The organism is Kluyvera sp. STS39-E (assembly GCF_040932435.1).
Taxonomy (GTDB): Bacteria; Pseudomonadota; Gammaproteobacteria; order Enterobacterales; family Enterobacteriaceae; genus Kluyvera.
On record NZ_JBFQGA010000001.1, the window covers coordinates 108,710 to 132,595 of the forward strand.

The window sequence follows — 23,886 nt, forward strand, 5'->3', positions numbered from 1 at the left end:
TAGAGATGGACGCACCATAGCATAACGGAGATAACAGATGGAAACGCTCGCAGTCATAAGCCGCTGGCTGTCCAAACAACACGTAGTGAGCTGGTGCGTGGCGCATGAGGGCGAGCTGTGGTGCGCTAATGCGTTCTACATCTATGACCCACAGCGCGTTGCCTTCTATCTGCTTAGCGAAGAAACCACCCGGCATGGGCAGATGACCGGCAGGCAAGCGCCGGTCGCCGGCACCGTGAATGGCCAGCCTAAAACGGTGGCGCTCATCCGTGGCGTGCAGTTCAAAGGTGAAATACGTCTACTGGAAGGTGACGAAGCCGCCGAGAAACGGGCGCAGTACGTTCGCCGTTTTCAGGTCGCCCGGACCCTCTCCGCTCCGGTTTGGGAGCTGCGCTTGGACGAACTGAAGTTCACCGACAATACCCTAGGTTTTGGCAAGAAGCTGCACTGGCTGCGTGACTAACCGCTGAGCTTCGGCAGCGTCACAGTAAAGCGCGTGGCGACGGTATCTGACGTCACGCCAATCTTCCCGCCGTGTGCGCGCACGATAGACTTCACAATCGCCAGCCCAATACCGCTGTTCTCTCCTTTACGCTGTCGTGAAGGATCGACCCGATAAAAACGATCGAACAAACGCGGCAGGTGTTCGGTCGGGATCGGCGCACCCGGATTCTCCACGCTATAGATAACGGCGTCATCGCGCTCGCTGACCAGCACGGTCACCGACATGCCGCGCGGCGTGTAGCGGATGGCATTCGAAAGCAAATTATTGATAACGCGCCGGATCATTAGCGGATCGCCTTCAACCAGCGACGGCTGTCCGACAAAGCGCAGCTGTACTTCGCGCTCCTCAGCCCAGGCTTCAAAGAATTCGAATACTTTCATGGTTTCAGTCTGCAAATCCAGCGTCACGCGTTCAGGGATCAGCAGATTCTCATCGGCCTGTGCCAGAAATAACATATCGCTCACCATCTTCGCCATGCGGTTGTATTCTTCAAGGCTCGAGTAGAGTACGTCCTCCAACTCCTTGACCGTGCGCGGCTGGCTTAAGGCGATTTCGGTTTGCGTGACCAAGTTAGTGATGGGCGTACGGATCTCGTGGGCGATATCGGCGGAGAAGTTGGCTTGGCGGCGGAAAACGTCCTCGATCCGCCCGATCATCTGGTTGAACGATATCACCAGTTGTTCCAGCTCAATGGGCACTCGCTCCGGCTCCAGCCGCACATCGAGATTATCCGAGGTGATGTTTTTGATCTCCATGCTGACATCGCGCAGCGGCTGATGCCCTTTGCGTACCGCGATCAGCACGATCCCGATAATCAGCAGGCTGATGGCGGCGGCGATCATCATCAAATTTCGTTTCAACTCATCGAGATAATGCAGATGAAAATCTATCGACAGCGCGGTCAGCAGCGTATAGGTGCGTTGGTTATCATGGAAGGTTGAGGCAATCACCCGGTAGGTCGTCGTCGGCTTGGCGCTACCTTGATGGCTTGGCATTGCTGGCATACTGCTACTTTCCCAGCGGAACATTTGCTGGGTTTTCAGCTCTTGGGCAAACTGAGAGGACGTAAATATCGGCGACAGATCCGGTCCGTTAGGTGAACGGTACAACTGAGGATTTTCGCGGGTACGCAGCAGCACCGCAATATTGCGATAGCTTGCCAAAGCATTACCGATATTGGTTATCTTCTCCTCTTCCGGCGTATTCGGCGCGGTAAGCAGGGCGCTGAGCGTGGCGTTGACCTGCTTGAGGTCGTTGACATCTTGCTCTGCGAAGTGTTTCTCAACCGAATGCAGCATCATGCCGGTAAAGGCGGCAAAGGCAATGATGGTGGCGAGGCTGATGAAAAAGGTCAGACGGGTTGCTAGTGAAAACGGGCGCCGACGCAGATTAACCCTCATCGCGTACCTCGAGCACATAGCCGACACCGCGTACGGTCTGAATCAGCTTCGGCGTAAATTCGTTATCGATTTTGGCACGCAAACGCTTGATGGCAACGTCGATAGCGTTGGTATCGCTATCGAAATTCATATCCCACACCTGAGAGGCGATAAGCGAACGCGGCAGTACTTCTCCTTGATGACGCAGGAAAAATTCCAGCAGCGTGAACTCTTTGCTGGTCAAGGTGATGCGAGTGTCGCCGCGCGTCACCTTGCGGGAAACCAGATCGAGGGTGAGATCGGCGACCTGAAACTGGCTTTCGACAATCACGGCGGCCCCCCGGCGCAGCAGGGTTCTCACGCGGGCCAGCAACTCGGCAAAGGCAAACGGCTTCACAAGGTAATCATCAGCGCCCAGCTCCAGCCCCTTCACCCGGTGTTCAATGGTGCCAAGCGCGGTAAGCAGCAGGATCGGCATCCCTTTATTGGCGGCGCGCAGCATGCGGACAATATCCCAGCCGTTAACGTCCGGCAGCATAATATCGAGCACGATAAGGTCGTAATCTGCGGTCATCGCTAGGTGATAGCCGTTGAGCCCATTGTCGGTGTTGTCCACCACAAAGCCGGCTTCCGTCAGCCCCTTGCTCAGGTATTCACCTGTTTTGACCTCATCTTCGACAACCAGAATTTTCACGCGCCCTCCATCGCTGCTGTGTGATGGGGCCATTCTAATGGAGCGCGGGGCGATAGCAAGACGGGCTAAGAGCCTGCCGTTGGTGCAGGCTCAACGTTGACGCTTATTCAGCCCAAGCGTTTTGCCGCTTCAACTCCTCGTTCACCTTGGCATTCGTCTCTTTGAGCAGGGTTGTAATATCGCCATCGCAGCTGGCGTAAATTTTGTTAAAGCCATCGGCGGTGATCTGACGCACCGGGATCCAGTTTGGGATCTGCGGCATATAGCGCCCCTCTTTGGCATAGGTTTCAGCAAACACTTCCCAGCGCGGATCGTTGTGGTAATCCTTCACGTTGAGCGTTTTGTTCACTGGCAGACGCACGATAGGCATTGAGGTGCTATCAATCGCCATGCCGATCTTCTGTCCCTCCGGTGAGATGAGAAACTCGAGGAATTTCTTCGCCGCCGCTTTACGCTGACTGGTTTTCATCAAAAATGCGGTGGTGCCTTCCGCCATCGAGATAGCGCCGCCCGGGCCTGCCGGTGGTGGCACAACGGTATAAGTTTGTTTACCCGGATCTTTATCGAATAGGGCGATATGGTACGGGCCGGAAGAGTACATCCCGGTTTGTCCTGAGCGGAAAGAGGTGTTGGCATCGGCGGTGGTGTGGTTAATCGCCCCCGGTTGCGCCAGCCCTTCACACACCATACTGCGCATAAATGTCATGGCGGCGGCGGCCTCCTTGCTGTCCAGCGCGCCCTTAAATTTACCCGGCTGGGTTGCGACTAAATAATTACCGCCCGCCTGCCAAAGATAGGATGAAGAAAATGAACTGGCATAGCCGCGTGTGGTTGCCAGTGGCATAGTAAAGCCGTAGGTATCTTTTTTGCCGTTGCCGTCTGGGTCATCGTGGGTAAACGCCTGTGCCACCTTTTTCAGTTCATCCCAGTTGGTTGGCGCTTTCAGATTCAGTTTGTTGAGCCAGTCCTGACGGATAAACAGCGCGTAGGTATGTGCAGACGTTGGTACGCCGTAATATTTGCCATCTGGCTGCTGGGTGGATTTCCAAGCGGCTTCATAAACATCATCGCTGCCTTTTAGCTCGCTGGGTTTAATTTCGTCTACGATGCCCAACTGCACCATCTGACCGACAATAATAGCGTCGTTAAACACCACGTCGGGCAGGGCGCCGCCGGTTGCCGCCCGTGCCAGACGCTGATCAAAATCGGTGACGGCATTAAAGTATTTTATCGATATCCCGGTCTCTTGCTGGAACCGGTCGGCGAGCTTTTGATAAATCACTTTTGAATCATTGCTGGCGCGGATCCAGACATCGAGTTCTTCACTGAATGCATTATGTGAACAGGCAAATAGCAAGGCCAGGCTTAGCGCTTTATTTTTGAATTTCATATATTGACTCCGGTTTGCAGAAGAAACTTTCTATCCCTGAACAGAGGTAAAGATCGGTGAGCAAATAAACAAGAGTGATGATAGGAGTCGGTCAATGGTGAAACAATGTTTTGACCTTGCTATATCGAGAATATTGTGTGGTTGTGTGAGCGGATTAATATTGTTGCCGTAAAGTGTGACGGCGGCGAATATTTAAAACAAAATAAATGGCTTTTTATTCATGTAATAATAAGAATGTTTTTATTTCGTCGATTTTTTGCCCGCACGATCACACATTGGTCGAGGCTGCCTGCGGCTTAAATGACAACTTTGTCATTATCCTGTCACCGAGCAAACAGAGTCACTCCCGTAATCTATGTCTATCGCCAGCCCTTTTTGATTCGGCGGAACAGGACGTGACATGTTTAATCTAAAACACTTAACGCTGACCATGGCGTTTATTCTGGCCGGGTGCACTTCACTCGCACCAGACTATCAGCCACCGGAAAAGGTGGTGCCGGAACAGTTTTCGCTCTCGCAGGGTGCGCTGGTTCCTACCGGCAGCGGCTGGCAACAGACCGGCTGGCAAACCTTTTTCATCGACCCGCAGGCCAAGCGACTGATTGACGTTGCGCTGCGCAACAACCGCGATTTGCGGATGGCAGTGCTGAATGTTGAAGCCGCTCGCGCGCAATACAACGTGACCGATGCCGGACGCTACCCGCAGCTTAATGGTTCCTCCGGCGCCAGCTTTGAAGGGGATCTTCCGGGCCAAAAAGCCACCGTTAAAAGCTACGACGTCGGCCTGAACCTCAGCTATGAGCTCGACTTTTTCGGCAAGCTGAAAAATATGAGCGAGGCCGATCGGCAGAGCTTCTTTGCAAGCCAAGCCGCTCAGCGCGCGGCGCAAATCGTCGTCGTGACCAATGTGTCTCAGGCCTGGTTCAACCAGCGCCGCCTGACGCAGCAACTGCTAATTGCCAAAGAGACGCTGCAAAACTACCAGCAGTCTTACGCCTTTGTAGAACAGCAGCTGGTCACCGGCAGCACCAACGTGCTGGCGCTGGAGCAGGCGCGTGGCGTTATCGAAAGCACGCGGGCCGATATTGCCCAGCGGGAAGGTGAGTTGGCACAGGCCAGCCACGCGCTGCAGCAGCTCTTGGGCACCTACGACACGCCGTTTAATGCCAACGAGCCGTCGGCTGCGTCCGTAAAGCCGCTGCCGCTACCGGCTAATCTGCCGTCCACGATCCTGCTACAGCGCCCGGATATTATGGAAGCCGAGCATCAGCTACGCGCGGCGAATGCCAATATCGGCGTGGCGCGCGCGGCGTTCTTCCCGTCTATTACCCTCACCAGCGGCGTCTCGACCAGCAGCTCGACGCTCTCCAGCTTGTTTAATGCCGCCAGCGGCATGTGGAATTTTGTGCCGAAGATTGACCTGCCTATTTTTAATGCCGGACGTAACGAAGCCAACCTCGCGCTGGCGAGCGTTAAGCAGCGTCAGGCGGTGGTGAACTACGAACAAAAAATTCAGGCGGCGTTTAAAACGGTAGCCGACACACTCTCGCTTCGCGGCAGCATTGAGGGCCAGCTAGTGGCTCAGCGGCGTTATTTGGCGTCATTACAAATTACTCTGCAACGCGCTCGGGCGCTGTATGCCAGCGGGGCAGTGAGTTATATCGAAGTGCTGGATGCAGAGCGTTCCTTATTTTCCACTCGGCAGACAATTCTCGATTTAATTTATTCCCAGCAGGTTAACGAAATCAATTTATTCAGCGCGCTTGGCGGCGGCTGGAAAGCCTAACTTTAATTCAGGAGTCTCAAGATATGCGTAAATTAACTACTCTGATTGGCGGTGTTTTTATGATGCTGGCGATGAACGTGCAGGCGGCAGAAATGCAGCATGACGGTCATGGACAGATGATGAATATGAGTACGAAAGCGGAAGTTATTCAGGGCACCGGGGTGGTGAAGATTATTGACTGGGACGCGAAGAAAATCACCATTGCTCACGAGGCTATTCCGGCTATTGACTGGCCGGCGATGACCATGCGCTTTACGTTTGATACGCCAACCGAGGCCATTAAACAACTCAAAGAGGGCGAGAAGGTTAATTTTAGTTTTGTGCAGCAGGGCAATATCTCTCTTCTCCAGGACATTAAGGCGCTGTAATCATCATGACGACGGCCAAATTAAAATATACGGCGGCGATCGTCGGCGGCTTGATGATTGGCGGCCTGTCTACGGCTGCCGTTAGCCACTTCGTCGCACCCAGCGCCCCGGCTCAATCAGCTCCTGCGGAGCGCAAGGTACTCTACTGGTACGATCCAATGAAGCCTGATGTCCGTTTTGAAAAGCCGGGCAAATCGCCCTTTATGGATATGGATCTGGTGGCGAAATACGCTGACGAAGGCGGCGATACGCAGTCTAGCGGCGTGCGCATTGACCCGACTCAGGTTCACAATCTGGGGCTGCGCACGGCAAAGGTGAGCCGGGGACGGCTCGACTACGCGCAGACCCTTCCGGCTAACGTCAGCTATAACGAATACCAGTTCGTGATTGTTCAGGCGCGCGCAGAAGGGTTTATCGACAAAGTCTACCCGCTGACGGTCGGTGACAAAGTCCGCAAAGGTATGCCGCTGGTGGCGGCGACGATCCCCTCATGGGTTGAGGCGCAAAGCGAATACCTGCTGCTGGCAAACTCCGGCGGAACCGCAACCCAACTGGACGGTGTGCTGGAGCGTCTGCGGCTGGCAGGCATGCCGGAAGCGGATATCCAAAGGATGCGCGCCACGCGTCGCGTGCAAACGCAGTTTACGCTGACAGCGCCCATTGACGGTGTGCTTACCGCATTTAGCCTGAAAAGCGGAATGAACATCGGCAAAGATAGCGTGGTGGCGCAAATTCAGGGCATGGACCCGGTGTGGGTCACCGCCGCGGTGCCGGAGTCGATTGCTTCGCTACTTAAAGACACCTCCCGGTTCACGGTGGTCATTCCGGCCTATCCCGACAAAACCTTCCCTATTCAGAAAGCGACAATTTTGCCGAGCGTCGACCCTGTGACTCGTACGCTACAGGTGCGCCTGCAGGTCAATAATCCTGATGAGCTACTGAAGCCGGGGATGAACGCATACCTGAAGTTAACTGCGCAGAGTGACGAAATGTTGTTGATCCCGTCGCAGGCGGTGATTGATACGGGCGATGAGCAGCGGGTGATTACGGTAAGCAGCAACGGCGAGTTTGTGCCGAAGAAAATTAAGGTGCTGCGTGAGTCCCGGGAGCTGACGGGCGTTGCTGATGGGCTGTCGGCGGGTGAGTCGATTGTCGTCAATGGCCTGTTCCTGATTGATTCTGAAGCCAATATCAGCGGCGCGTTGGACAGAATGCGCCATACCGCTGACCAGCATGCCGGGCATTAAGGAGACGGTGATGATTGAATGGATTATCCGGCGCTCGGTCGCTAACCGCTTCTTAGTGATGATGGGCGTGCTGTTTCTGAGCCTCTGGGGCGGCTGGACTATCGTCAATACCCCGGTCGATGCACTCCCGGACCTCTCTGATGTGCAGGTGATCGTCAAAACCAGCTATCCGGGGCAGGCACCGCAGATTGTTGAAAATCAGGTGACCTATCCGCTGACCACTACCATGCTGTCGGTTCCGGGGGCCAAAACGGTACGCGGCTTCTCGCAGTTTGGCGACTCCTACGTGTACGTTATTTTTGAAGACGGCACCGATCTTTACTGGGCGCGTTCGCGGGTGCTGGAGTATTTAAACCAGGTGCAAGGCAAGCTGCCGCAGGGTGTGAGCTCGGAGATTGGCCCGGATGCCACCGGCGTGGGCTGGATTTTTGAATATGCGCTGGTGGATAAAAGCGGTAAACATGACCTTGCCGAGCTGCGTTCATTGCAGGATTGGTTCCTGAAATACGAACTAAAAACCATTCCCAACGTGGCGGAAGTGGCCTCGGTTGGCGGCGTGGTGAAGCAATATCAGGTGCAGGTTGACCCGATGAAGCTCGCTCAATACGGCATTAGCTTAGGCGAGGTGAAGCAGGCGTTGACCTCCTCCAACCAAGAGGCGGGCGGCTCTTCGGTGGAAATTGCTGAAGCGGAATACATGGTCCGTGCGACGGGCTATCTCAAAAGCCTTGCTGATTTTAACCATATCGTTCTGAAGGCCGGAGAAAACGGCGTACCGGTGTATCTGAAAGACGTGGCGCGGGTGCAGATTGGCCCCGAGATGCGTCGCGGTATCGCTGAATATAACGGCGAAGGCGAAGTGGCAGGCGGCGTGGTGCTGCTGCGATCCGGCAAGAATGCGCGTGAGGTGATTACGGCAGTCAAAGAGAAGCTGGCGTCATTGCAAAAAAGCCTGCCTCCGGGGGTTGAAGTGGTGACCACCTACGACCGCAGCCAGCTTATCGATAGGGCCATCGACAACCTGCGATCAAAGCTCATTGAAGAGTTTATCGTGGTCGCCGTGGTCTGTGCGCTGTTCCTCTGGCACCTGCGTTCGGCGCTGGTGGCGATTGTCTCGCTGCCGCTGGGGCTGTGCATTGCCTTTATCGTCATGCATTTCCAAGGCCTGAACGCCAACATCATGTCGCTGGGCGGGATAGCGATTGCGGTGGGGGCAATGGTGGATGCGGCCGTCGTGATGATTGAGAACGCCCACAAGCGGTTGGAGCACTGGCAGGAGGCGCATCCTAACGAGAAAATGGATAACGCCACCCGTTGGAGAGAAATTACCGATGCTGCCGTGGAAGTTGGGCCGGCGCTGTTTATCAGCTTGCTTATCATCACCTTGTCGTTTATCCCGATCTTCACCCTTGAAGGTCAAGAAGGGCGGCTGTTTGGCCCACTGGCCTTTACCAAAACCTACGCGATGGCAGGTGCGGCGGTGCTGGCGATCGTGGTGATCCCGATCCTGATGGGTTTTTGGATCAAGGGAAAGATCCCAGCGGAGTCGAGTAACCCGCTTAACCGCTTCCTGATTGCGCTTTATCACCCGCTTTTGCTGAAAGTCCTGCGTTGGCCGAAACTGACGCTGCTGGTGGCGCTGCTGTCGATGCTGACCGTGCTGTGGCCGCTTAGCAAAGTGGGCGGCGAATTTTTGCCGAAAATCAACGAAGGCGACCTGCTGTATATGCCATCGACGCTGCCGGGGATTTCCCCGGGCCAAGCGGCGGTGCTGCTGCAGCAGACCGATAAGCTGATTAAAACGGTGCCGGAAGTGGCCTCGGTATTTGGTAAGTCGGGCAAGGCGGAAACGGCAACCGACTCTGCGCCTTTAGAGATGATTGAAACCACCATCCAACTGAAGCCGCAGGATCAATGGCGGCCAGGGATGACCATCGACAAAATCATCGACGAGCTGGATGCTACCGTGCGTCTGCCGGGGCTGGCGAATCTGTGGGTGCCGCCAATACGTAACCGTATTGATATGCTGTCCACCGGGATTAAAAGCCCGATAGGCATTAAGGTATCGGGCACCTCTTTGGCGGATATCGATGACGCGGCACAGCGTATTGAAACGGTGGCAAAAACCGTACCCGGCGTCGTTTCTGCGCTAGCAGAGCGGCTGGAGGGCGGGCGCTATATTGACGTGGACATTGACCGTGAAAAAGCCGCGCGCTACGGGATGACCGTGGGCGATGTACAGCTCTTTGTGTCATCGGCTATTGGTGGCGCAACGGTGGGGGAAACCGTTGAAGGCGTGGCGCGGTATCCTATTAATATTCGCTATCCACAAGGCTTCCGCGACGGCCCGACGGCGCTGCGTCAGTTGCCTATCCTGACGCCAGGAAAGCAGCAAATTACGCTTGGCGATGTGGCCCGGGTGAACGTGGTTTCCGGCCCGACGATGCTGAAAACCGAAAATGCCCGTCCGGCGAGCTGGATTTATATCGATGCTCGCGACCGCGATATGGTCTCTGTGGTACATGACCTGCAAACGGCAATCAGCCGCAGCGTGACGCTCAAACCGGGCACCAGCGTGGCGTTTTCCGGCCAGTTTGAACTGCTGGAGCACGCTAACAAAAAGCTCAAGCTGATGGTGCCGATGACGGTAATGATTATCTTCATCCTGCTTTATCTGGCTTTCCGTCGGGTGGAAGAAGCGCTGTTGATATTGATGAGCCTGCCGTTCGCGCTGGTGGGCGGCATTTGGTTCCTCTACTGGCAGGGATTCCATATGTCGGTGGCGACGGGCACCGGGTTTATTGCACTGGCAGGCGTTGCGGCGGAGTTTGGGGTGGTGATGTTGATGTATTTACGCCACGCCGTTGAGGCCGATCGGTCGCTGCAAAATCCGGAGACTTTCACCGAGGCGCGGCTAGATGAGGCGCTGTATCACGGTGCGGTACTGCGCGTGCGGCCAAAAGCGATGACGGTGGCCGTGATTATTGCCGGTCTGTTGCCCATACTATGGGGAACCGGTGCGGGTTCAGAAGTGATGAGCCGGATCGCCGCGCCGATGATTGGCGGCATGATCACCGCGCCGCTGCTATCGTTGTTTATTATACCGGCGGCTTATAAATTAATAGGGTTGTACCGCCATAAACGTATTGGATAAATCCCGTTGCAGATTGTAGGCCGGATAAGGTGTTTACGCCGCTATCCGGCAACTGCACTGTACCGCCTGATGGCGCTGCGCTTATCAGGCCTACAATATACAATCAGCACGGGCACACATGGAGTCTCCCTATGCACCACGTACTGATTACCGGTGCCACCGGTCTTGTTGGTGGGCACTTACTCAATATGCTGCGTCGCGAGTCGCAGATCGAATCCATCACCGCGCCAACCCGCTATCCACTGGAATATGCCTCCGGCGTTATCAATCCGCATAACCCCAACCTACGAGATGCGCTGGCGCAGGTCGATACGCCTATTGATACCGTGTTCTGTTGTCTCGGCACCACGCAAAGCGAGGCGGGGTCTAAGTCAGCGTTTACTTACGTTGACTACGATCTGGTGGTGGAAAGCGGATTAACGGGCCTACGGCTTGGTGCACAGCAGATGCTGGTGGTCAGCGCGATGGGCGCAAATACCCAGTCGCCCTTTTTTTATAACCGGGTGAAAGGCCAGACGGAAGCGGCGCTGATTGCGCAGGGTTGGGTGAAACTCACACTCGCGCGCCCTTCGATGCTGCTGGGGGCTCGCCGCCTACCGAGGCTCAATGAGCGTTTGCTGGCGCCGCTGTTTAGCTTGCTGCCGGGGAACTGGAAGTCGATTCAGGCGGAAGAAGTTGCGAAAGCGATGCTAAAAATGGCGAAGCATCCCGGAACGGCTCCGGTGACGATACTGTCGTCGAGTCAGCTAAGAGAAATGGCCCGGCAGTGAATCTGCCGGGCAGGATGATTACTGAATGTAGGTAAAGGCGGTCGTCACACGCTTCACGCCGCTGACGCGGCTGGCGATGTCGGCTGCGGCTTTACCTTCACGATCGGTCACCAGACCCATCAAGAACACTTCGCCGTTCTCTGTGGTGGCCTTCACGTTCGAGGATTTCACTTGGTCGGTCGTCAACAGCTGAGAGCGAACCTTGGTGGTAATCCACGTATCGGAGGATGACGTGCCGAGGCTGATTGGCTGGCCCTGACGCACTTCGTTGAATACTTCTGTGGCGCCATCAACGCCGACGGCTATCTGCTTCGCCCGTGCCGCGAGGCTCAGATCCGGAGCCTGACCGGTCAGTAGCACTTTGCCCTGATACGCGGTCACGTTAATACGCGCTTCTTTCTTAATCTGTTCATCTTTCGACAGGGCGCTGTTCACGCGTAATTCCAGCGTGCTGTCATCCACCTGCGTTCCCACCGTACGAGGGTCGGTAGCGGCTTTGGTGCCCACTGCGGCCGTGCCGACAACGGCGGCTGCAATACATCCTTGAAGCAGCAATGCGGAAATAAGGACTGCGAGGGTCGAAATTGCCTTCATTTATTCTCCTTAGTCGTCCTGGTGTGGGAAAAGGGTGTTATCAATGAGATCGCTTAGGCAGTTCACCGTGAGCATGTGCATCTCCTGGATACGCGCGCTGCGGTGCGAAGGAATGCGAATTTCGACATCCTGTTGCCCGAGCAGGCCCGCCAGTTCACCGCCGTCATAGCCGGTAAGGGCGACGATGGTCATATCACGGGTTACTGCGGCTTCGACCGCTTTAACGATATCGCGACTGTTGCCACGGGTTGAGATAGCCAGCAGCACATCACCGGCATGACCCAGTGCGCGAACCTGCTTGGCGTAAATCTCATCGTGCAGACGATCGTTCGCTATCGCGGTTAAGACCACATTATCACTATTAAGTGCAATCGCCGGTAAACCAGGGCGCTCGGTTTCATAGCGGTTAATCATGCAGGCAGCAAAATGCTGTGCGTTGGCCGCGGACGAACCGTTACCACAACAGAGAATTTTGTTGCCGTTAAGCAGCGACTGTACCAGGGTCATCGCAGCTCGGGAGATGGCGTCCGGAAGCGCTTCCGCCGCGGCGATTTGGGTTTGAATGCTTTCAGTGAAGCACACTTTAATTCTTTCGAGCACGATATCCCTTTACATTCGGTTAGCTAAAAGCGTTCTGGATCCATTCGATCTCATGGCCGGTGAAGGCTATCACATCGAAACGGCAATCCACAGTATCAAAACTCCCATTGTGCCGGGCAAGCCACAAGCGGGCAGTCTGTAATAATTTGTGTTGTTTGCTCCGGGTCACACTGGCGGCTGCGCCGCCGTATGCCGCTGATGCGCGAAAACGGACTTCGACAAACACCGTTACCGCGCGGTCGCGCATTATCAAATCAATCTCGCCGCTGCGCTCATGCACGTTGGCGGCGATGTACTGCAGTCCCTGATTTTCCAGCCAGCGACGCGCGCGGAGCTCCACCGCGTCGCCGACCTGTTTAGTGGTTAACTGGCGGGGACGACCTGTCCGTGTTGGTATTTGAGCCATGATAACTTCCTGTTAATCACGCAGTCCGGGTTGGCGCTGAGATCGCCGGTATTGCCGTTCAACTCAAAGCCCGGCATGCCGCGCATCTGAGCAAAATGGTTTGCCAGCGCCCAAGCATCCACGCCCATTGCGTACAGACGCGCCAGCGAATAGTCATTGTTGACTGCGCTGAGCGCCTGCTGCATTAGGGCAGGGTTGCTGCCGGCGAGCATTGGGATCTCGCTGTATTGCAGACCTTCCATCTCCAGACGGAAGTCCGGACCGGCGGTGCCTTGAGCGCTGCGCGAGCTGGCATACAGCAGGGAACCGCTCTGGCTGCCGTTACGCATGGCAATCATCGGCTTAATGAACGCTATTTCTTCCGGCGTCGCCAGAATATAGGCTGCATCGACTTTGCCGCTGCCGGTGATCTGCGCATCGGTTGGCGCCGGTGGGATCGTCAGGCCGCCAATGGTCACGCCTTTTGGCTGGGACTGCGCGGAAATAACTGGAGTGCCTGACAGCGCAATACCGGAACCGCCGTTGACGCCGCCGCGCAGCTCAGAGAGCGAACCAAATTTCTGCTGCAATACCGTGCCGCCGCCCAGCTTCTGCCATTCATCGGCAAAGGCCTGAGTGACGCGATCGCCAAGGGCATTGCGTGGCACCAGCAGCAGCGGCGATTGTTTGCCCTGCTCGTGGATATGACGTGCGGCATCGCGGGCTTCATCCTCTGGAGAGAGCGCGAAGTAGCAGATGTTGGCATGATTGCTCACCGCTTCCGGCTGGTTCAGCGCCAGCACGTTCAACGACGTGTTGCTTTTCAGCAGCTCATCGACGTTATTTTTCAGCAGCGGACCAACAACCAAGCTGACGCCATCTTTCTGCGCCTGCGCTAGAATCTGGTTCAGCGGCTGAGTGCTAGTGTCATAAATTTTCAGCTCCGCCGATGGATTGGCCGGCACGTTTGCTGTGGCCTGCGGCTGTGAAGCTGGCGCTGGAGCTGCGTCGGTTGGTGCTGATGATGTCTCAGGCTGCGCTGACTCGACCGCCTGAACCGGTGCTGCAGCGGCTGTAGCCGGGGCTTGAGCCTGAGTTTGCGGGGTGGTCAAATCGGTGACTTCAGCCTGTGAAGGGCTTACGACGTCCGTGGAGGCCGCCTGGGCAACCTGATCCGGCACGGCGCTACCACTGACCGGCGTGATGCCGTTCTTCGCCGCTTCAAAACCTTTTTGAATGGTACGACCAAAAACCGACGCCTGGCCGCTTAACGGCAGCAGCAGGGCGATTTTATTGACCGATGCCGGTTTAAAGCTCTGCACGTTCGCCAACTGCGACGGCAACACTTTCGCCCCCGGGTTTTGCGGGTAGCGGGTCTGCCAGTCTTTGATACCGGCTTTCATCATGTCGGGATCGTTGCGGTTATCGAACCACATGCGTTGCAGATCCAGCCAGCCTTGCAGCACGTTCTCATCGGCATTAATCACCAAAGCGTTGGCCTGCTCGCGAGTCATCGAAGAGAGCGCCTGCCAGGTAGCATCGCTATTTTGCTGTTTATCCGGCTGTGCGGTCAGCAGCGGCGCCTGAGCAATCAACGCCCGCAGCAATGCAAGCGACGGTTTACCTTGCTCAGCGGTGATGGTGTCTTGCCAGAAACGAGCCTGCAGCGCGCTGTCGAAATCATCGGCTTTCAGCTTTTGCAGCAAGGCCTGCGCGCCGGCAAAATCTTTCTGCGCCAGCTTCACTTCTACTGCCAGCAGCGACTGCTCTTGGCGTTGGGCGGCATTCAGTTCCTTCGGCAGCTGGTTGTACAATTCCAGCGCCTGTTGGCTCTTGCCTTCCTTCAGCAGTGCACGAATGGCGAGTAATTGCCAGTTGGTCTTGCTATCATTCGAGCTTTGCTGCATCTGTTGCAGATAAAAGCCGGAGTCAGCCTGCGTCGCGCCCTGAAGTTGGACGGCACTCTGATCGGGAGCCTGGGTAACACAGCCTGCGAAAATCAGTGCAGCCAGGATTACAGGCAGACAGCGCGCGGCTTTCATACGAGAAAATGTTGAGGGTACCATACTGTATCCAGTGATATTTTTTACGCAATGCTCAATATTAAATCGGCAATACGGACTAAACAATGAAACAACACGAATCGGCGGATAATTCTCAAGGCCAGCTCTTTATTGTACCTACTCCTATCGGAAATTTGGCTGATATTACCCAACGAGCGCTCGAAGTATTGCAAGCTGTTGATTTAATTGCGGCTGAGGACACACGTCATACCGGTTTATTGCTGCAACACTTCGCGATTAACGCCCGTATGTTTGCCTTACACGATCACAATGAGCAACAAAAAGCCCAAATGCTGGTGGCGAAACTCAAAGAGGGGCAGAACATCGCGCTGGTTTCCGATGCCGGAACGCCGCTGATTAATGACCCTGGCTACCATCTGGTGCGCACCTGCCGCGAAGCGGGCATTCGCGTGGTACCGCTGCCAGGCCCCTGTGCCGCCATTGCCGCGCTGAGCGCCGCTGGCCTGCCGTCTGACCGTTTCTGCTATGAAGGTTTCTTACCGGCCAAGTCCAAAGGCCGTCGCGATGCGATGAAGGCGATTGAAGCCGAACCGCGCACGCTGATTTTCTATGAATCCACCCACCGTCTGCTCGATAGTTTAGAAGATATGGTCGCAGTGTGGGGTGAATCCCGCTATGTGGTACTGGCGCGCGAGCTAACCAAAACCTGGGAAACCATCCATGGCGCGCCGGTTGGCGAACTGCTGGCATGGGTGAAAGAGGACGAAAACCGTCGTAAAGGCGAGATGGTGCTGATCGTTGAAGGGCATAAAGCGCAAGATGACGAACTGCCCGCCGACGCGTTGCGCACCCTGGCGCTGCTACAGGCTGAACTGCCGCTGAAGAAAGCCGCGGCGCTGGCGGCGGAAATTCACGGCGTGAAGAAGAACGCGCTGTATAAGTATGCGCTGGAGCAGCAGGGGGAATGAGGAAAGGCCTTTAATCACAAAGGATCTTCCCGCGTTCGGTGAATAAAACGTGGGAATGACCCAATGTGTAGAGACTCGGAAATTCCCCGCAGAGCTGTCGCCGAGGAAGGAAATAGCATCTACGAGTTTCTCGGCGGCTTTAAGGGCTTTCACTGTATCAGTGATCGTTTTTGATCAACCGTTTAAACGATCTGCAGTTCAACTCCAGTATCAGTCAGCGCGGCAGCATCCTGCTTACTGATATCGCTATCGGTGACGACGCAGTCGATCTTATCCATCGGCAGAACCTGGTTAAACCCGCGGCGATTAAATTTTGTCGCATCCAGAACGGCAATAACTTTATGCGCCGCCGCGGCCATGACGCCGCTAATCGAATAACCTTCGTTAAACGTGGTGATGCCGTTCGTCGCATCGATGCCGTCGGCACCTACAAACATGAGATCGGCACAAATTCCCTGTAATGCACGCTCGGCAATCGTTCCATGCATAGAGTGCGTTTTGTGGCGTACGGTCCCGCCGCACACGACCAGCGTAATATCTTTGTTTTCCGACAGCGTGAATGCCGCAGGCAGGCTGTTGGTGATGACGGTGATATTGTTCATATTGACCAGCTCTTCCGCAATGAGCAGCGTCGTGCTGCCACTATCGAGGATCACCGTCATGCCTTCCTTAATTAATGCGGTAGCGGCCTTGGCGATTCGCTTCTTAGGATCGCTGGCGAGCTGGTAGCGATCTTCCAGCATCACTTCTTGATTATCGGTTTCGGCGAGATTGCTGCCAAGACGGGCAGCACCCCCGTGAAAACGGGTGAGCAGTCCTTTTTCTTCGAGCAGGCGCAGGTCGGCGCGGATGGTAACTTCAGAAATGCCAAAGAGACTCGAAAGGTCTAATACCAGGACGCTACCCTGCGTATTCACCATATCGACGATTTTGTTCCTTCGTTCAAATGAATTCATCTTGATTTGCCTGATAATTAACTGAAGTTAGTTTAAACGAAGGCTAATGAAAGTTATATGATAATTTTCGAAAGGTAATGTGAGCCAGCTCAGATTGCTGGCTCCCGGTATTACGCCATCTTGAGCAGGATTTTTCCCTGCATTGGTGCGCCATTGAGTGCCTTAACATGGTGGGCAAAACTTTCTGTATCGCCAACATGTGCGATGAGCGGCGCGAGCTGAATCCGTTTCTCTGTCAGAAGCCGAGCGGCGATGTTCCACTCTTCACCCGGCCATGGTGCGGAGTAGTTCATCCAGCTGCCAATAATCGTCAATTCTTTTCGTAGAATCAGCCCGAAAGTATTGGATAACAGGGTGAGATCGTGGTGCAGCGTCCCGACTAACGCCAGTTGCGCGCGAGGGCCAGCCACTTCGATAGCGAGGGCTACGGTTTGCGGTGTCCCGGCGGTCTCCAATACTAATTGGTCGAACTGATTTGCTTCCAGCGCCGATTGAATAGCTTTGCCATTCATTTCCCGGCTATTGAAGATGTGCGTTGCACCAAGTGATTTCGCCAGCTCCAGCTTTTGCGGATTGATATCAATCGCGGTGATGCTTTTAGCACCTAGCTCGCGGGCGCACTGGAGGGCCAACAGGCCAATTGTCCCGGCACCGATAATGACCACGTTTTTTCCTTCACATCCCTGCGCCAGATGGAAGGCATGCAGCCCAACGGTAATTGGTTCAATAAACGCGCCATCATCAATGGGCATGCCGTCCGGCAAGCGAAAGAGGTTGGCGCGCCTGACGATGATATATTCGGCGTTACCGCCTTCGCTGCGTGAGCCGACAAACTGGTACTGCTTACATAATGAGAAGTAGCCGCGTGCGCATTGCGGGCAGTCAAAGCACGGTAACAGCGGCACGCAGGCCACGGCATCCCCTGGCTGTATGTCGGTAACGGCGGGGCCATAGGATTCAACATAGCCGCTGAATTCATGTCCTAGGGTAATCGGGTAATAGTGTGCGCCTTTGGCAAAAATACGCGGGATATCTGAACCGCAAAGTCCGGAACAGATGACCTTGACCAGCACATCATCGTCATTTTTCAGGGTTGGTATTGGACGTTCTTCAACGCGTACGTCTCCCTCAGCGTGAATCACCACTGATTTCATAACGGTCTCCATAAGCTAAAAAAGGGGAGCGGACGCTCCCCGGATATTAAGACATGTCTGGGCTCTGCTGCACGGCGGTGGCTTTTTCAGCCGCTTCGAAACTGCGTGCCCGGCGCCAGGTCAACATGACCCCAAGTAGATAGATGACGGCAATAACGAAGAAGCCGACGAGGTTCTGCCAAGTAAAGAGTTGAATCAGTAGCCAGGTGATAGGCGAACCGCCCTGATCGAGTGACGCGACCTGACTACCCGCCTTCAACGCACCGGCGTTTGCCGCTAACTGGGTATGTAGTCCAATGGTTTGAGTGGCAATCCACAGCGTGATCCCCATGATAATTACGCCGGAAATCAGCGTGCGGAACAGGTTACCTTGGTGTACTGCCACCGCCATCGCAACAAAGAAGCCGATGGTGGCAAGGTCGCCGAATGGCAGTACTTGGTTACCAGGCACCAGGACCGCAATGAGGATGGTCAGCGGGATAAAAATCAGGCTTGCGGATACCACGGAGGTATGGCCTAACAACAGAGCAGGATCGAGACCGATAAGGAACTCTTGACCGCCAAACTTAGCCTGTAGGCGTTTGCGGGCATGTTTAGCAATTGGCGTTAAGCCATCCATTATTGGTTTAATGACGCGAGGCATCAGCAACATCACGGCGGCAGTTTTAACGGCCAGCTGTAGCACGGCTTTCAGGTCATAACCTGCCAACATGCCAATCACCAGACCCATCACAAAACCGACGGTGACGGGTTCTCCGAACGGGCCGAAGCGTTTTTGCACGTCGTCTGCGCTAAAATGGATACGATTTAGTCCGGGAATTTTCTCGATAATCGTGTCCACGAGAACGGCAATTGGGCCAAGCCACGCGGAAGAACCGTGTGGAATAGCAATACCATCAAGGCCAAAAAAGTCGCGAGTATCTTTGGCAAACCAGTCACCCAGTTTATAGACGAAGGCGGCGTGAACCACCACGCCCAGAATCCCCAGCCAGTACGAACCGGTTGCCAGATGTAGCATGGCGCCGGTAAAGGTCATGTGCCAGATATTCCAGATATCGACGTTCACGACGCGGGTCATACGGGTCACCAGCATCAGGATATTGACGCCTATAGCGACAGGTATGGCGACCAGCGCAATCTGAGAAGCCCAAGTCATCGGGGATGATCCCGGCCAGCCCACGTCTATTACGTGCAGGTTAATTTCGAAATGCTCCGCCATCGCTTTTGCTGCTGGCCCAATGGAGTCGAGCATCAGGCCAATGACCAGCCCGATACCGACGAAACCAATCCCAATATGCAGACCTGATTTAAAGCAATCCCCGAGTTTCATCCCCAGCAATTTAGAGAAGATGATGATGACCAGCGGCAACATAACCGTTGGGCCTAAGTCTAGGATATAACGCATTATTTCGCTAAACATGACGTTACCCCACGAGGATGGTCAGGATTTTTTGTTGCAGTCCTTCGATGCCTACCCCAGAAACAAACGGCATACCGTGAACCACGGGAATATCACCAAAAGTACGGTCAACGCGAGCGGTGGTGCAGATAAGATCGGCACCATCCATATAGGTTTCAATTTCGGTCACCCGGCACTGCACCAAGTCGAGAGAAATACCGTGCGCTTCACACAGTTCCTTAATCTCTTCTGCGGCCATGGTTGAGGTTGCTACGGCACCGCCGCAGGCAACAATCACTTTACGTTTCATAGGGTATTCCTTTTATTATCAGTTTATTATCAAGCCTGTATGCACTGCTCTGGCTCGAGGATAGTTTCCCGAAAACGCGCTGCGAGCTCAGCATCGGGGGCGCTCAGCAAGGCGTCGAGGACATTCGGGTTTTGTAGCTCACTAAACAGACGGCGCAGCAGTTTCAGCTGTGCCGCCGGGTTTTCCACAATCAGGGCGATAATCAACGAGACGCCGATTTCCGCATCATCGTCTGCTTGCTGAAAATTCACCGGTTTGTTTGGGCGAATTAGGTAAATCGCAGGTGATTTGGCGTGTGTTGCCTCACAATGCGGAATGGCAACCGCATGGCGCTCTAGCGCAATTCCGGTTGGAAATACCGTTTCTCGTTCTAGCAGCGCCTGCGGATAGCTGTCATGCACTACCCCCTTTGCCAGCATCTCCTCACTAATGTGTGCCAGCGCCTGCTGGCACGTGTTGAATTCAATTCCGGTACGGACAAATAGTTGGCTCATAGGGGCTCCATATATCAGGCAGCTTCTGCCACGCAACCGAAACGGTATGCGCGGAGAACATCCTGAATCTTGTCGATGATGAGGTTATGCGGCGTCGCGGCCAGCGTGCCAGCGGACAGGCGTTCGAACTGCATCGGCAGATACTGACTAATCAGTCCCAATGGCAGCGATACGCCATCAAGGTTGGTAATCAGCTTCTCTACGCTTTGGCGAATGCGCGGGTGTGGCCAGTAATAGCGGATACGGTCGGAAAGGCTAAAGTGGATGTCGACCATCGCCTGACTCCAGGTTGGGCGATAGTACTTTTTCCAGTATCCCGGTTCGTTGAGCATGACTTCATTAATCACTTCCAACACGTGACTACGCTGCTCAGGAGATACCAACTGTGTCTCCATTTGTGCCAGCGCGAAAATGGCTTCACGCAGGGCGAAGGTGAGTGCTGGGCCAACTTTCAAAATGGCATAGTGGTCGCGGACCAGTGAACGATAGGCCTGACGAGTCTGGTAATCGGTTGAATGTGCTTCATAGACCATCGGCGTTTTTCTGACCCAAGCAGAAAGCGCCTCGGCCGCGTTTGGTTGATAGTGAATAATCTGGGTGTGGTCGAATTCAACGCCTGGCTGAACCACGATGGCGATGACGCGATCCAGCGCCGCTTCAAGACTTAATGCCCGGAAGGCGACCTGATGCGTTTCTAGTGTCCGCGCGGCGTCTTCTTCACGAGTGACGTGAACGGTGCCGATGGTGCTGGCCTCACCGCCTGGAACCGGAACTTCCGTACCGATAACGTAGGTCAGTTCGCGTTTTTGCGCATCTGTGGCGACTTCCTCTGCGGCTTGGCAAAGCACGGCGGCGCGTTCGGCAACCACTTCTGGAGGAAGCGGAGTGGGATCGTCTGCACAGGACATTGAGGCATCGAGGTGAATTTTGCTAAACCCAGCAGCGACATAGGCTTTGATCAGAGCGATCGATTTTTCCATTGCCTCTGCAGCGGTTTCATCCTGCCAGCAGTTTGGTCCTAGATGATCGCCGCCGAGAATGAGCCTTTCACGAGGGAAGCCAACCTCTTGGGCAATGTTGTAGACGAAATCACGGAAGTCAGCCGGTTTCATGCCGGTGTAACCGCCAAATTGATTGACTTGGTTTGAAGTGGCTTCAATCAGGACCTTTTGATCACTGTGTAGATCAAAACGTAATGCAGCTTCAATCACGAGGGGGTGTGCGGAACACACGGAACAGATACCAATGTGCTCACCGGCTTTATGTCTGGAAATTATATCTTTCATTTTAATCCTCCGTTTTCTTTCGAATATATTCGTTATGTTTTGTTTGTATCGCAAACACCTTTGTTTTGTTTTGTGATCGTTATCGGAAAATCTAGCTATATCGGAAAAAATGGAGGGGGTAGACAGGTAAAAAACGCCCAGCCATTAATGACTGAGCGTTTTTAACTTATTGAAAATTAATTAAATAATCTTGATAGCCAGCTGCGGCGATTTTTTTCTGTTGGCTGGGCTACCTGTTGCGGCTGGGCGGCTATTTCACCTAACCCTGCGTCGAAAGCCATCCCAATCGCTGATAGCGCCTGATGAGCATCGTCACCGCTGGCCATAAAGTGCAGTCGATGCCCCTGTTTCGCTCCCAGTGAAACGACGCGCATGAGATTCTTGGCATCGACGATCGCGGAATGGGTATCGAGATTTTCCACCCGAATTTGCGACTGCCACTGCTTTACCGCTTTCACCAGCACTGCGCTGGGGCGCGCGTGCAGGCCGTGTGGGTTGCGCAGTGTAAACGTCGCATCTTCATCAAACACCGGTGGTGGCTCGATGATATCGCCCTCGGCAGGGATGATCTTACCGGCCAGAATATCCAGCACTGACTGCGCGTTTTCGGCGCGGGACAACGCCTCGGGTACGCGATCATCGCCCAGCGCATGAGTGAGCTGGCGCAAAATATCGAGATGCTCATTATCTTGGGCAGCAATTCCGACAATCAGGTACGCGGTTTGGTCTTCGCCCCAATCAACACCCTGCGGGCAGGCCAGCACTTTCACCCCGGTTTTCAGGACCGCATCGCGGCTTTGCGGCGTGCCGTGAGGGATGGCAATGCCGTTCCCAAGGTAGGTGCTGATTTGACCTTCGCGGTCGCGCATCCCTTGTAAGTAGGCCGGCTGGGTATGCCCTGCGTCGGTGAGCGTACCGACAATACGGTTGAGCGCCTCATCTTTCGTTTTGATCTGATGGTCGAAATGGATATCGGCAAAAGTCAATTGCATAGTGCTTTCCTTATTTGACCGCGTTGGCTAGCGCCAGCGCTTCCTGAGAACGTTTTTGCCACAGTCGCCAGAATCCCAGCATCACCGCACCGCAGGCGGAACCCGCGAGAATACACAGCACCCAAATCAGCGGTTTGTTCACCAGCGGCAGAATTAAGAAGCCACCGTGCGGTGCAGGGACTTCGATATGCAGGCTGTAGCTGAGGACGGCGGAAATTGAGGAGGCGATCATCATCATCGGGATGACGCGCAGCGGATCTTTCGCGGCAAAGGGAATCGCCCCTTCGGTGATATGCGTGCAGCCGAGAATGTAGTTCACCATACCTGCCGCCCGTTCTTCTTCGCTGAAGCCTTTGGGGAAAAAGGTGGTGGCCAATGCGATGACCAGCGGCGGGGTAATGCAGGCCGCAGAGACGCCCGCCATAAAGAAGAAGTTTCCTTGGCCTAGCAGCAGTGTGCCGGTCACGTAGGCGGCTTTATTCACCGGGCCACCGAAGTCAAAGGAGCACATCGCGCCAACCACAATTCCCAGCAGTATCGGGTTTGCCTGCTGCAAGGAGCTTAACCAACTCATCATGCCGTTATTAATTGCGGCAACGGGTTGACCAAGCAGCACCATCAGCACGCCAATCACCAGCACGCCAATCAGCGGCATGATGAAGATAGATTTCAGCCCCTCATACTGGCGCGGCAGCCCGCTAAGCAGGTTACGAATCAACAGCATAAAGTAACCGGCGGCGAAACCGGCGATGATCCCGCCGAGGAAACCAGCACCGGTAGCATTAGCCAGCAAGCCGCCAACAAAGCCGGCAACCATGCCGGGACGCCCTGAAATCGACCACGCTATATAGGCAGTAAAGACCGGCACCATGATGGAAAATGCCTGCTGGCCTACCTTCATTAGGGTGGCGGCAATAATGTTGTACTGCGGTGAGTTGGGATCGGCTGAATAGATGCCCCAGAGAAAAGAGAGGGCAATCAGAATGCCACCCGCCACCACGAATGGCAGCATGTTCGACACGCCGCTCATTAAGTGCTTATAGATTTGGCGCCCGAACGATTCCTGCTCATATTTTTCAGTCGAGTCTGATGCCGCCGTTATTCCCTGGCGGCGAGTAGCCTGACCGTTTACCACTTTATTAATTAACTCGACGGGATGATGAATAGCTTCTTTTACGGGTACCTCAATAACGGGAAGACCATTAAAACGCTCAGCATTCACATCTTTATCGGCGGCGATAATTACGCCGTAAATATCTTTTAAATCGTCTGTAGTAATGGCATTCTCAACGCCAGAAGCACCGTTGGTTTCTATTTTAATCTCGACATTTAATTTTTTTGCTGCGGTTTTCAAGGCTTCTTCAGCCATAAATGTATGGGCTATACCTGTAGGGCAGCCGGTAACTGCAATAATTTTTTTCATAATCGGGC

At 54.6% G+C, this 23,886-nt stretch carries 22 protein-coding genes; 7 read left to right on the forward strand and 15 right to left on the reverse strand.

The window, feature by feature from the left end; translation table 11 throughout:
* The first annotated feature begins 37 nt into the window (after window positions 1–37).
* Complete coding sequence (locus tag AB4K05_RS00535) at window positions 38–463, forward strand: YhbP family protein (RefSeq protein ID WP_368478117.1); 426 nt, start codon at window positions 38–40, stop codon at window positions 461–463.
* On the opposite strand, the gene AB4K05_RS00540 is transcribed toward AB4K05_RS00535, so the two are convergent.
* The 3 genes from AB4K05_RS00540 to AB4K05_RS00550 all read right to left on the reverse strand — a co-directional run bounded on the left by AB4K05_RS00540 (window position 460) and on the right by AB4K05_RS00550 (window position 3,968).
* Window positions 460–1,905 (reverse strand): Cu(+)/Ag(+) sensor histidine kinase, encoded by a 1,446-nt coding sequence (locus tag AB4K05_RS00540; RefSeq protein WP_368478118.1) that lies wholly within the window; start codon window positions 1,903–1,905, stop codon window positions 460–462. The two genes, AB4K05_RS00535 and AB4K05_RS00540, sit on opposite strands and share 4 nt — an antisense overlap.
* Window positions 1,895–2,578 (reverse strand): copper/silver response regulator transcription factor, encoded by a 684-nt coding sequence (locus tag AB4K05_RS00545; protein ID WP_368478119.1) that lies wholly within the window; start codon window positions 2,576–2,578, stop codon window positions 1,895–1,897. The genes AB4K05_RS00540 and AB4K05_RS00545 overlap by 11 nt, the downstream gene beginning before the upstream one ends.
* 103 nt (window positions 2,579–2,681) lie before the next feature.
* A complete protein-coding gene (locus AB4K05_RS00550) occupies window positions 2,682–3,968 on the reverse strand; it encodes a sugar ABC transporter substrate-binding protein (protein WP_368478120.1) in 1,287 nt (428 codons plus the stop codon).
* 400 nt (window positions 3,969–4,368) lie between these two features.
* Between AB4K05_RS00550 and AB4K05_RS00555 the strand changes: the two genes are divergently transcribed.
* The 5 genes from AB4K05_RS00555 to AB4K05_RS00575 all read left to right on the forward strand — a co-directional run bounded on the left by AB4K05_RS00555 (window position 4,369) and on the right by AB4K05_RS00575 (window position 11,293).
* Entirely contained in the window at window positions 4,369–5,754 is a 1,386-nt protein-coding gene (locus AB4K05_RS00555; protein WP_368478121.1) for a Cu(I)/Ag(I) efflux RND transporter outer membrane protein, read from the forward strand.
* Between the two features lie 23 nt (window positions 5,755–5,777).
* Window positions 5,778–6,122: a copper-binding protein gene (locus AB4K05_RS00560; protein WP_368478122.1), complete on the forward strand. Its 345-nt coding sequence runs from the start codon at window positions 5,778–5,780 to the stop codon at window positions 6,120–6,122.
* Between the two features lie 5 nt (window positions 6,123–6,127).
* Window positions 6,128–7,369, forward strand: coding sequence for an efflux RND transporter periplasmic adaptor subunit (locus tag AB4K05_RS00565; RefSeq protein WP_368478123.1), 1,242 nt, complete (start codon window positions 6,128–6,130; stop codon window positions 7,367–7,369).
* 10 nt (window positions 7,370–7,379) lie between these two features.
* Window positions 7,380–10,523, forward strand: a complete 3,144-nt coding sequence (locus AB4K05_RS00570; RefSeq protein WP_368478124.1) for a CusA/CzcA family heavy metal efflux RND transporter — start codon at window positions 7,380–7,382, stop codon at window positions 10,521–10,523.
* A 131-nt stretch (window positions 10,524–10,654) separates the two neighbouring features.
* Window positions 10,655–11,293, forward strand: coding sequence for a hypothetical protein (locus tag AB4K05_RS00575; protein WP_368478125.1), 639 nt, complete (start codon window positions 10,655–10,657; stop codon window positions 11,291–11,293).
* Window positions 11,294–11,311: 18 nt separating this feature from the next.
* Here AB4K05_RS00575 and dolP read toward each other — a convergent pair whose 3' ends face one another.
* Genes dolP through AB4K05_RS00595 form a run of 4 tightly spaced genes read right to left on the reverse strand, consistent with a single transcriptional unit; the run spans window position 11,312 to window position 14,938 of the window.
* On the reverse strand, window positions 11,312–11,887 hold the full coding sequence (gene dolP, locus AB4K05_RS00580; RefSeq protein ID WP_368478126.1) for a division/outer membrane stress-associated lipid-binding lipoprotein: 576 nt from the start codon (window positions 11,885–11,887) through the stop codon (window positions 11,312–11,314).
* A 9-nt stretch (window positions 11,888–11,896) separates the two neighbouring features.
* A complete protein-coding gene (diaA, locus tag AB4K05_RS00585) occupies window positions 11,897–12,487 on the reverse strand; it encodes a DnaA initiator-associating protein DiaA (RefSeq protein WP_368478127.1) in 591 nt (196 codons plus the stop codon).
* Window positions 12,488–12,506: 19 nt separating this feature from the next.
* A complete protein-coding gene (locus AB4K05_RS00590) occupies window positions 12,507–12,893 on the reverse strand; it encodes a YraN family protein (protein WP_368478128.1) in 387 nt (128 codons plus the stop codon).
* Entirely contained in the window at window positions 12,851–14,938 is a 2,088-nt protein-coding gene (locus AB4K05_RS00595) for a penicillin-binding protein activator (RefSeq protein WP_368478129.1), read from the reverse strand. The genes AB4K05_RS00590 and AB4K05_RS00595 overlap by 43 nt, the downstream gene beginning before the upstream one ends.
* A 62-nt stretch (window positions 14,939–15,000) precedes the next feature.
* On the opposite strand from AB4K05_RS00595, the gene rsmI reads away from it, so the two are divergent.
* Entirely contained in the window at window positions 15,001–15,864 is an 864-nt protein-coding gene (gene rsmI, locus AB4K05_RS00600; protein WP_368478130.1) for a 16S rRNA (cytidine(1402)-2'-O)-methyltransferase, read from the forward strand.
* A 182-nt stretch (window positions 15,865–16,046) separates the two neighbouring features.
* On the opposite strand, the gene AB4K05_RS00605 is transcribed toward rsmI, so the two are convergent.
* From AB4K05_RS00605 to AB4K05_RS00640, 8 genes are all read right to left on the reverse strand, one after another.
* Entirely contained in the window at window positions 16,047–16,820 is a 774-nt protein-coding gene (locus tag AB4K05_RS00605; protein WP_368478131.1) for a DeoR/GlpR family DNA-binding transcription regulator, read from the reverse strand.
* Between the two features lie 110 nt (window positions 16,821–16,930).
* Window positions 16,931–17,974: a galactitol-1-phosphate 5-dehydrogenase gene (gene gatD / locus AB4K05_RS00610; protein ID WP_368478132.1), complete on the reverse strand. Its 1,044-nt coding sequence runs from the start codon at window positions 17,972–17,974 to the stop codon at window positions 16,931–16,933.
* Window positions 17,975–18,020: 46 nt separating this feature from the next.
* Window positions 18,021–19,394 (reverse strand): galactitol-specific PTS transporter subunit IIC, encoded by a 1,374-nt coding sequence (locus AB4K05_RS00615; RefSeq protein ID WP_368478133.1) that lies wholly within the window; start codon window positions 19,392–19,394, stop codon window positions 18,021–18,023.
* Window positions 19,395–19,398: 4 nt separating this feature from the next.
* Complete coding sequence (gene gatB / locus AB4K05_RS00620) at window positions 19,399–19,683, reverse strand: PTS galactitol transporter subunit IIB (protein WP_368478134.1); 285 nt, start codon at window positions 19,681–19,683, stop codon at window positions 19,399–19,401.
* A gap of 29 nt (window positions 19,684–19,712) precedes the next feature.
* The gene (gene gatA, locus AB4K05_RS00625) at window positions 19,713–20,177 is read right to left on the reverse strand and encodes a PTS galactitol transporter subunit IIA (protein ID WP_368478135.1); all 465 of its coding nucleotides are present in this window, start codon (window positions 20,175–20,177) and stop codon (window positions 19,713–19,715) included.
* Between the two features lie 14 nt (window positions 20,178–20,191).
* Window positions 20,192–21,463, reverse strand: a complete 1,272-nt coding sequence (gene gatZ, locus AB4K05_RS00630; protein WP_368478136.1) for a tagatose-bisphosphate aldolase subunit GatZ — start codon at window positions 21,461–21,463, stop codon at window positions 20,192–20,194.
* Between the two features lie 176 nt (window positions 21,464–21,639).
* Entirely contained in the window at window positions 21,640–22,455 is an 816-nt protein-coding gene (locus AB4K05_RS00635) for an HPr family phosphocarrier protein (RefSeq protein ID WP_368478137.1), read from the reverse strand.
* Between the two features lie 10 nt (window positions 22,456–22,465).
* The gene (locus AB4K05_RS00640; RefSeq protein ID WP_368478138.1) at window positions 22,466–23,878 is read right to left on the reverse strand and encodes a PTS fructose transporter subunit IIC; all 1,413 of its coding nucleotides are present in this window, start codon (window positions 23,876–23,878) and stop codon (window positions 22,466–22,468) included.
* Window positions 23,879–23,886 lie beyond the last annotated feature (8 nt).